Annotated in this window: 7 protein-coding genes; 4 read left to right on the forward strand and 3 right to left on the reverse strand. The window is 71.5% G+C overall.

Annotation, left to right across the window (positions count from 1 at the left end; genetic code table 11):
* A partial coding sequence (locus tag ACFP3V_RS29140; protein ID WP_380589895.1) for a response regulator transcription factor occupies positions 1 to 1,622 on the forward strand: 1,622 nt, incomplete at its 5' end.
* A 289-nt stretch (positions 1,623 to 1,911) separates the two neighbouring features.
* On the opposite strand, the gene ACFP3V_RS29145 is transcribed toward ACFP3V_RS29140, so the two are convergent.
* The 3 genes from ACFP3V_RS29145 to ACFP3V_RS29155 all read right to left on the reverse strand — a co-directional run bounded on the left by ACFP3V_RS29145 (position 1,912) and on the right by ACFP3V_RS29155 (position 5,659).
* Positions 1,912 to 3,633 carry an FAD-dependent oxidoreductase gene (locus tag ACFP3V_RS29145; protein WP_380589898.1) on the reverse strand — a complete coding sequence of 574 codons (1,722 nt, stop codon included), beginning with the start codon at positions 3,631 to 3,633 and terminating at the stop codon, positions 1,912 to 1,914.
* Between the two features lie 129 nt (positions 3,634 to 3,762).
* On the reverse strand, positions 3,763 to 4,224 hold the full coding sequence (locus tag ACFP3V_RS29150; protein WP_380589901.1) for an SsgA family sporulation/cell division regulator: 462 nt from the start codon (positions 4,222 to 4,224) through the stop codon (positions 3,763 to 3,765).
* Between the two features lie 598 nt (positions 4,225 to 4,822).
* A complete protein-coding gene (locus ACFP3V_RS29155; RefSeq protein ID WP_380589904.1) occupies positions 4,823 to 5,659 on the reverse strand; it encodes an alpha/beta fold hydrolase in 837 nt (278 codons plus the stop codon).
* Positions 5,660 to 5,933: 274 nt separating this feature from the next.
* Here ACFP3V_RS29155 and ACFP3V_RS29160 point away from each other — a divergent pair, with 274 nt between their 5' ends.
* The 3 genes from ACFP3V_RS29160 to ACFP3V_RS29170 all read left to right on the forward strand — a co-directional run bounded on the left by ACFP3V_RS29160 (position 5,934) and on the right by ACFP3V_RS29170 (position 8,055).
* Entirely contained in the window at positions 5,934 to 6,203 is a 270-nt protein-coding gene (locus ACFP3V_RS29160; RefSeq protein ID WP_380589907.1) for a WhiB family transcriptional regulator, read from the forward strand.
* 259 nt (positions 6,204 to 6,462) lie between these two features.
* Positions 6,463 to 7,326 carry an alpha/beta fold hydrolase gene (locus ACFP3V_RS29165; RefSeq protein ID WP_380589910.1) on the forward strand — a complete coding sequence of 288 codons (864 nt, stop codon included), beginning with the start codon at positions 6,463 to 6,465 and terminating at the stop codon, positions 7,324 to 7,326.
* A gap of 9 nt (positions 7,327 to 7,335) precedes the next feature.
* On the forward strand, positions 7,336 to 8,055 hold the full coding sequence (locus ACFP3V_RS29170; protein ID WP_380589913.1) for a hypothetical protein: 720 nt from the start codon (positions 7,336 to 7,338) through the stop codon (positions 8,053 to 8,055).
* Positions 8,056 to 8,229 lie beyond the last annotated feature (174 nt).

Raw genomic sequence — 8,229 nt, forward strand, 5'->3', positions numbered from 1 at the left:
CCGACCTGGCCGACGCCGCCGAGCGGATGCTCGCGCGCGGCGGAGCGGCCGAGGCCGCCGCCGCCTTCCGGCGCGCGGCCGAACTGAGCCCCAAGGCGGAGCACCGGGCCGCGCGGCTGAACCGCTCAGCGTTCGCCGCCAGCAAGGGCGGCCTGATCGACAGCGCCGACCAGGCCCTGCGCCCCGGTTCCGTCGACTCCCTGGCGGGCGCGACCGCAGCCGCCTTCGTCCTGCTCTACCGCGACGGCGACATCAACGGCGTCTTCCGCACCCTGGTGCCCGCACTGGAGCAGGCGGCCGCGCACCCGGACCCGGCGGCCGACCCCGGCGCCTTCGACGACGCCTTCTACATGCTCCTCAACTGCGCGGTCTGGGCGGGGCAGGAGGAGCTCTGGCCCTCGGTGCGAACCTGGCTCGACCACGTGTCCCCCACCGCCCGGATGTGCTTCGACGCCGTCGCCGACCCGGCGCGCACCGCACACGGCGTGCGGCAGCGGCTGGACCGCGAGACGGCCGAGCTGCGGCCCGACTCCCCCTGCTGGCGCATCGACTGGCTCATCTACACCAGCCTGTACATCGACTGCTACGGCTTCTACGACGGAGCCTGGCGAACCCAGCTCGGGAGCGCGTTCGACAGCAACCGCTTCACCCAGCTCGCCCGCTCCCACGACGCCTTCCTGCGCGGCGAGTGGGACCGGGCGAAGGCCGTCGCCGAGGAGGGCGCCCGCGCCTGCTCGGAGCAGGACAACCAGTTCAGCCAGGCGCTGTTCACCTATGTGACGGCAGCGGTGGCGGCGGGCCGCGGTGACGAGGAGACACTGGGCCGCTGCAACGAGGCGATCCTGTCGTGGGCCGGGCCGCGCCGACTGAACCTGCTGCTGGCCACCGTGCAAGAGACGCGGGCCCGGGCCGCCGTCGGACGGGGCGACTTCGAGGAGGCGTACCAGCAGGCCGCGGCGCTCACACCGCCGGGGAGGTTCCCGGCACACTTCCCGCACCTGCAACGGGTGTTCCTCGACCTGGTGGAGTCGGCGATGCGCACCGGGCGGGAGCCGGAGGCGCGGGCCCATGTCGACGCGGCCCGGCGGACGCGGATGGGCGAGATCTCCCCGCACCACCGGCTGCTGCTCGAGTCGGCAGCGGCCCTGGTCGCGCCGGACGCGGAAGCGGGTCCCGTGTTCGAGGCCGCGCTGGCCTTGCCCGACGCCTCCTCCTGGGGCTGGGAGTACGCGCGGCTGCAGCTCCTGTACGGCGAGTGGCTGCGCCGACGACGTGAACACACCGCCGCACGCAGGCACTTGAGCGCTGCCGCGGAGACCTTCGACCGGCTGGGTGCCGCCGTGTGGGCGCAGCGTGCCCGTCAGGAACTGCGAGCGGCGGGCGTGGCGGTGCGCGTGCCGAGCGGGACGGCGCTGGTGACGATGAGCGCACAGGAGCGCCGGATCGCCGAGCTGGCGGCGACCGGGCTCTCCAACAAGGAGATCGGTCAGCAGCTCAACATCTCCCCGCGCACCGCCGGCGCGCACCTGTACCGGGTCTTCCCCAAGCTCGGGGTGACCACCCGAGCGGCCTTGCGGGACGCGTTGCGCGACCTGGAGGACGACACGCACCTGGTGTCCTGAAGCCTCTCTGGCGCGTCAAGGCAGTGGCTGACCTCCTGCGAGCGACGTCCTGCGGATGCCGGAACAGATGGGGCCGCGCGCCGCCTCCGGGGTCTGCGGGCCGCGGAGGAGCAACAAGTCCTCCGCGGTGTTGACGGCGCTTGAGTACCGTCTCCCGGGTCCGCCGCGACGGCGCGGGCAGCCCTGACAGGCCCCCCCGGCGAGCTCCCCACCGCCACCAGCGCGTTGAGCAACTGGGGCACGGCTGGGCGAGGCCCAGGCGGCCGTCACCAGTACGGAGCGGACGCCGTCAGGCGCGCGCCGGGGTCAGGGCGAGGTACTGGTGGACGGACCGGACCGCGCTCGCGCCTTCGCCGACCGCGGCGGCGACCCGCTTCATCGAGTCCGCTCGGACATCCCCGACGGCGAAGACGCCAGGCAGGCTTGTCTCGTATGGGAGCGGAGCGCGCTCCGCCCCGGTCCAGGCGCCGCCGTCCGCGTCCGCCGTGAGTTGACGGTCGGTCAGCAGGAACCCGGCCGCGTCCCGGGCCGTTTCGGGCAGCCACGAGGTGGCCGGCCTGGCCCCGATGAAGCAGAACAGGCCTTTGCAGGGCAGTGGCTGCGCCGCGACGACACCCGCGGTGGCGAGCGTGACAGCCTCCAGGTCATGCGTGCCGTGCAGTTCGGCGACCTCCGTGCGCAGCCGCACGGTGATCCGCGGGTCGGCCTCGACGCGGTCGACCAGGTAGGCGGACATGCGTGCGCCCAGCTCCCCGCCGCGCACGACGAGGTCCACGGACGAGGCGTACCGGGCCAGGTGCAGGGCGGCCTGGCCCGCCGAGTTGGCACCGCCGACGACGACCACCGGCCGGCCCTGGACCGCCTGGGCCTCCAGGTCGGTGGCGGCGTAGTAGATGCCACGGCCTGTCAGCTCCCGCCAGCCGGCCAGAGGCAGCGCGCGGTACTCCGCACCGGTCGCCACGATCACGCAGCGGCTTCGGATCCGGGTGCCGTCGGCCAGCGAGAGCACGTGCTCGCCCGCTCCGGAGTCCAGACCGCTGACCCGGCAGGGACTGGCGATGCGCACCCCGAACTTCAGCGCCTGCACCGCCGCGCGGGCGGCCAGGTCGGCTCCGCTGACGCCGAAGGGGAACCCGAGGTAGTTCTCGATCCGGGCACTTGTCGCGGCCTGTCCCCCGGTGGCCACGGCGTCGAGCAGCACGGTCCGCAGTCCTTCCGAGGCGCCGTAGACGGCCGCCGCCAAACCCCCCGGACCGGCACCGACGACCGCGAGGTCCACCAGCTCTTCGTCGGGCTCGCCATAGGTGAGGTTGAGGTGGTCCCCCAGCAGGGCCGGGGTCACCTGGCGCAGCACCGTCCGTCCCAGCACCGCGGCGGGAAGGTCGTCCGCGGTCAGCGTCGCGGTGTGCGGGTCCTCGGCGGGTGCGGTGTGCCATTGGAAGGGCAGGCCCTGCCGTGCCAGGTAGGTGCGCAGCGCCATCCCTGTGGCGGAGGCGGGGTCACCGACGAGGTGCAGTGGCTGGCCGCCCCCGTAACGCAGCAGCCTGCGCCGGGCGAGGAAGGCCCGCAGGAACACGTCGGACAGCTCCACCTCCTGGGCCATCAGTCTGCGGAAGCCGTCGGCGGACAGGCGGTACACCGTGCCGGCGGTCGCCACCCATACCGCCAGGGCCCGTCGCTGGCCGGTGAGGTGGTTGAGCTCGCCGGCGAACTGGCCCGGTCCGTACCGCATGAACGTCTGCGCCGGGAACTCGTCGGCCGGGGTGCGCAGCGCCTCCAGGGTGGCGGTCTCGCAGACCAGGAGGTCCCCCGAGGGGTCGCCGATGTCGAACAGCACGTCCCCTGCCTGCACCTGTTCCAGGCACCCGTAGCGGGCCGCGGCCGACAGTTCGGCGACGGTGAGGCGGGGCATCGCGGCAGCGATCAGTTCCTGCTGCCCGGTGCCGATCTCCGGGAAGGCCGAGGTCGGATCGCCCACGGGATCCGGCGTGGGCGTGCGTGGTCGTTCCAAGGCTGGTCCTTCGGTGGTTTCCGACGGCCGGACGGCCGTCGCCCGGCCAGCGTGCGCCCCCGAAGCTGGCTGCCGCATCGGTCGAGCGACTGCACGATGACCCAGCTGCGCGGGAGCGCCCCGCCTGGTTCACCGCGCCGGCGGCAGCCGCAGGCGGCGCACCACGGCGTCCCAGTCGATCAACTGCCCCTCGCATCCGGCCGGCACCGCGAGGTACGTACGGTCGAGCCAGGCGCGCAGGACCAGCAAATCGACGACGAACGTCGCCTCGGTGGCGCCGCGCCGCAGCCGGATCCGGACCGACGGGCCGCCCGGGCCCGTGATGTCCGGCCGGACGCTGACGTCACCCTCCCCGCTGCGGTGCCGCAGACCGGACCGCAGCAGTTCCCGCGCGACGTACCAGGTCACCGACCGGCCGGGCGCGACGACGAGGGTCATCGCGAGGGCGAAGGGGTCCGCGCTGGAGTAGCCGAAGCGGCAGGTGAGCCCGCCCCAGGCAGGGGCCGGATCGAGCCTGGCCCAGGTGGTGAGTTCGAGAGTCACCGGGGGCACGTCGACCTGACGGTCCGTCTCTTGCTCGTCCGCGTACATGAATTCCGTCCTCGTCGCAGGTCGCCACCGGTCCTGAAGCAGGGGCCGGGAAGGGGCACCCGGCCGCCACCACACCGCGGCACGCGGGCCCCCTGATCCCAGCCTGCGGAGCGGCGCGGCACCGCAGCATCCGCCGACCGACTACGCCCCGACCGCTGTCCGCCTCTGCGCGCGACCCACACCGTGACGCGTCGGTCACGCAGAACGACGCACCGGAGCACGGGCCCCGCGAATCCGGCCAACGCGGCACTGCGCGGTGGCAGCACCGATCGGACCGAGCGCCAAACTCGGCCGCTGCCAGGTCGGTTGACCGATGTCCCCAGGCACGCCGGAAGAGGCGGGACGCCGCCCGGGTGTCGTCCGCGCGCCGGCGCACCGGGACCCCCGTGCGATCGCCACCGTGCACACCGCCTGGGAGCGCGGCCTGAGCTGGGCGGTGGTCGCCACGGGCGACCACCGTCGTCACAGCCGTCGCAGTCGTCACGCTCGCCTCGCCTCTGCGCCGCGGGCCTGACGTCGCTGATGCGTAGGGCACCCTCAACTGCCGGTGGCCGACGGGGATTCCCCATCGGCCACCGGCAGCGGTGCTGTGCTGTGCCTACTTGGCCAGGAACGCCAGCAGCACGGCGTTGACCTCCTCGGCATGCGTCCACAGCAGCCCGTGCGGTGCCCCCTCGATCTCCACATACTCCGCCGAGGGCAGCGCCCGGTGGAACGGGCGCCCCGTGGAGTCGATCGGGAGGATCCGGTCCCCGGTCCCGTGGACGATGAGGGACGGAACATCGATCTTCGGGATATCGGCCCGGAAGTCGGTGAACCACGTCAGCGGCGCGGCCCACGCGGCGTATGAACCACCGGACACGGCCACGTCCCAGCTGTTGCGGACGGCCTCAGCACTGATCCGGGTGCCCAGGTTCTCGTCGAGGTTGTAGAAGTCCTCGTAGAACGAGGTGTAGTAGGCATAGCGGTCGGCCTTCGCAGTGTCCGAGATGCCCTGGAAGAACTCCAGCGTCCCCGCTCCCTCCGGGTTGTCGTCCGTCTTCAGCAGGTAGGGCTCCAGCGACGCCAGGAAAGCGGCCTTGGCGACCCTGCCGCTCCCGTAGGTGCCGAGGTAGCGCCCGACCTCCCCGGTCCCCATCGAGAAGCCGACCAGCACGGCGTCACGCAGGTCGAGCTGCTCCAGGACGGCGTGCAGGTCGGCTGCGAAAGTGTCGTAGTCGTAGCCCACGCTGGGCTGGCTCGACCGGCCGAAGCCACGCCGGTCGTACGTGACGACCCGGTAGCCCGCCGCCAGCAGCGCGTGGCTCTGCTTCTCCCAGGAGTGCCCGCTCAGCGGGAAACCGTGGATGAGGACGACGGGCTGACCGGTCCCGTGGTCCTCGTAGTACAGGTTGATGTCGGTGGAGTTCTCCTCGCCGACCTTGATGTACGACATAGCTTTCCCTTCGCCGTGGGCGGTCCGCCCGGGCCGGCTGTTGCACCGGCCCGTATCGAGTCTTGGCGGGGACGCCCGCGCGGCCATCAGTACATCGACTTACGTCCGCACCTTTCCCTAGGCACGGTCGGCTGCATGGGGGACGGCCGACGGCATGACAACCCGTTCCAGTCGCTTCGGGGTCACCCCGCAGTCACCCGCCCGATGTCCGGCGGGTCGTGCCACTCCCAGGCTGGGCTGGACCGCAGGGAGGACGACGACCGAGGAGGACCACATGGCTGTGATACGTGTGAAGCCCCGCTGGGAGCTGTGGGAGTGGCAGTCCGAGGCGGCCTGCAAAGGCATGGACAGCAGCATCTTCTTCTCCCCTCCGGGGGAACGTGGCAACGCCCGCCGGGAGCGGGAGCGGCTCGCCCAGCAGGTCTGCGGCGGCTGCCCGGTCAAGGCCCGCTGCGCGAGCTTCGCGACGGCCTGCCAGGAGTCCTACGGCATCTGGGGCGGCCTGACTGAGCGCGACCGCGGCTTCGCGCCCGACCGAACATGACCGTCCCGCCCTGAACCTCCCCGGCGGGATTCCCGCTTCGTAAGGACGTCAGTTGCGGTGGCTTCCGCCCGGCCGCACCCGTGGCGAGGGCAAGGGCAAGCCCTTCGGTCTCAGCCATACCCCCGCTTCACACGGTCTAAGTCACTTGACCATGCCGGCCGCCGAACGGAAGGCCGCTCAACCGTGGTCATCCGACCGATGCAGGCGGCGCCCGCGCCAGGCCACCGTGGTGCTCGAACCAACTCACGAGGAGAGCGAGATGACCACCCTCACCCAGAACGCAGGGGCGGCGTACGCGGCCAACCGCACCATCGACGTGGCAGGCGACACCTTCACCTACCGTCGGTTCGGCACCTCGTCGGCCACGCTGCCGCCCCTGGTCCTGCTCCAGCACTTCCGCGGGAACCTCGACTACTGGGACCCCGCCCTGCTCGACGTGCTCGCGGCCGACCGCGAGGTCGTCACCGTCGACCTGCGCGGCGTCGGAGGATCCACCGGCACCACCCCCGACACCGTCAGCGAGATGGCCCGCGACGCCCTACGGTTCATCGACGCCCTCGGGCTCGCCGCGGTCGACCTGCTCGGCTTCTCGCTTGGCGGCCACATCGCCCAGGAGATCGCCCTGGTGCGTCCGCGTCTGCCGCGCCGGCTCGTGCTGGCCGGCACAGCCCCGCAGGGCGCGCCCGATCTGCACCGCTGGTCCGACGACGTCTACAGCTACGCCTGCGGCGACGTGACCACCGCGGACGACTTCCTCGCGCTGTTCTTCACCGGCTCCGAGGAAAGCACCCGGCGCGGCTGGGAGTACCTCGCGCGCACTCAGGCACGTACCGCCGACCGTGACGCCGAGACCACGCTTGCCTGCCGCGACGCCCAGTACCAGGCACTCATGACCTGGGGGATCCCGGAATCGGCGAAGCTGGAGCGCCTGTCGGCGATCACCCAGCCCACCCTCGTCGCCAACGGCGACAACGACACCATGATGTCGACCAAGAACAGCTACCTGCTGGCAGAGAAGATCCGCGGCGCGCAGATCCGCATCTACCCCGACGCCGGACACGGCTTCCTCGACCAGTACCCGGTCGAGTTCGGGCACCACATCCGTCACTTCCTCGGCCGTTAGGAGAAACCCATGACCGGCCTTCTCGACAGGACACTTCAGGCCTACGGCGGCTACGACCGCTGGAAGGAGGTGACCTCGGTCACCGCGCACAAGCGCTTCGGCGGCGCCATCTGGGACATCAAGCAGGTTCCCGGCATCGTCGACGACGGCGAGATCAGGGTATGGATCAAGGACCAGCGCACCTCGCTGTGGCCGTTCACCGGCCCGCACCTGAAGACCGCCTACACCCCCGACCGGGTAGGCATCGAAACCACCGACGGCGACGTGGTCGAGGTGCTCGACCACCCCCGCGCGTCCTTCGCCGGGCACACCCTGCAAACCCCTTGGACGCCGCTGCAGTTGGCCTACTTCACCGGTTACGCGATGTGGACGTACACCGCCGAGCCGTTCAACCTCACCCTGCCCGGCGTGCACACCGAAGAAGGCGAGCCCTGGTCAGAGAACGGGCAGCGGTGGCAGCGGCTGCACGTGACCTACCCGGACACCGTCGCCACCCACAGCCCGCACCAGGTGCTGTACATCGACGACGACGGGCTCATCCGCCGCCGCGACTACCAGGTCGACATCGCCGGCGGCTCGCCGGGGGCCCATTACATCTCCGACTTCGACGAGATCGACGGCATCGTCGTGCCGCGCACCCGCCTCATCTACGTCCGCGACGACGCCAACCACCCGATCCACGAGCAGCTCGTCGTGTCCATCGAACTGACCGACATCAAGATCGACTGACAGTGAGGATTAGCCATGGCACCGCTCAGGGGTCTGACTCTTCGACTGACTGGCGCTTCGGCTGTCTTTCTGCGGAATCGTCGGCCTGCCGGGCGGTGTCGCTTGGCGCGTGGCCGGTCGGGTGTCTGTGACTTCATAGGAGTCGTCCGTATCCCTTTCCGGGACGTCTCGCGG

The sequence above is a fragment of the Streptacidiphilus monticola genome, from assembly GCF_042658505.1.
Lineage (GTDB): Bacteria > Actinomycetota > Actinomycetes > Streptomycetales > Streptomycetaceae > Streptacidiphilus > Streptacidiphilus monticola.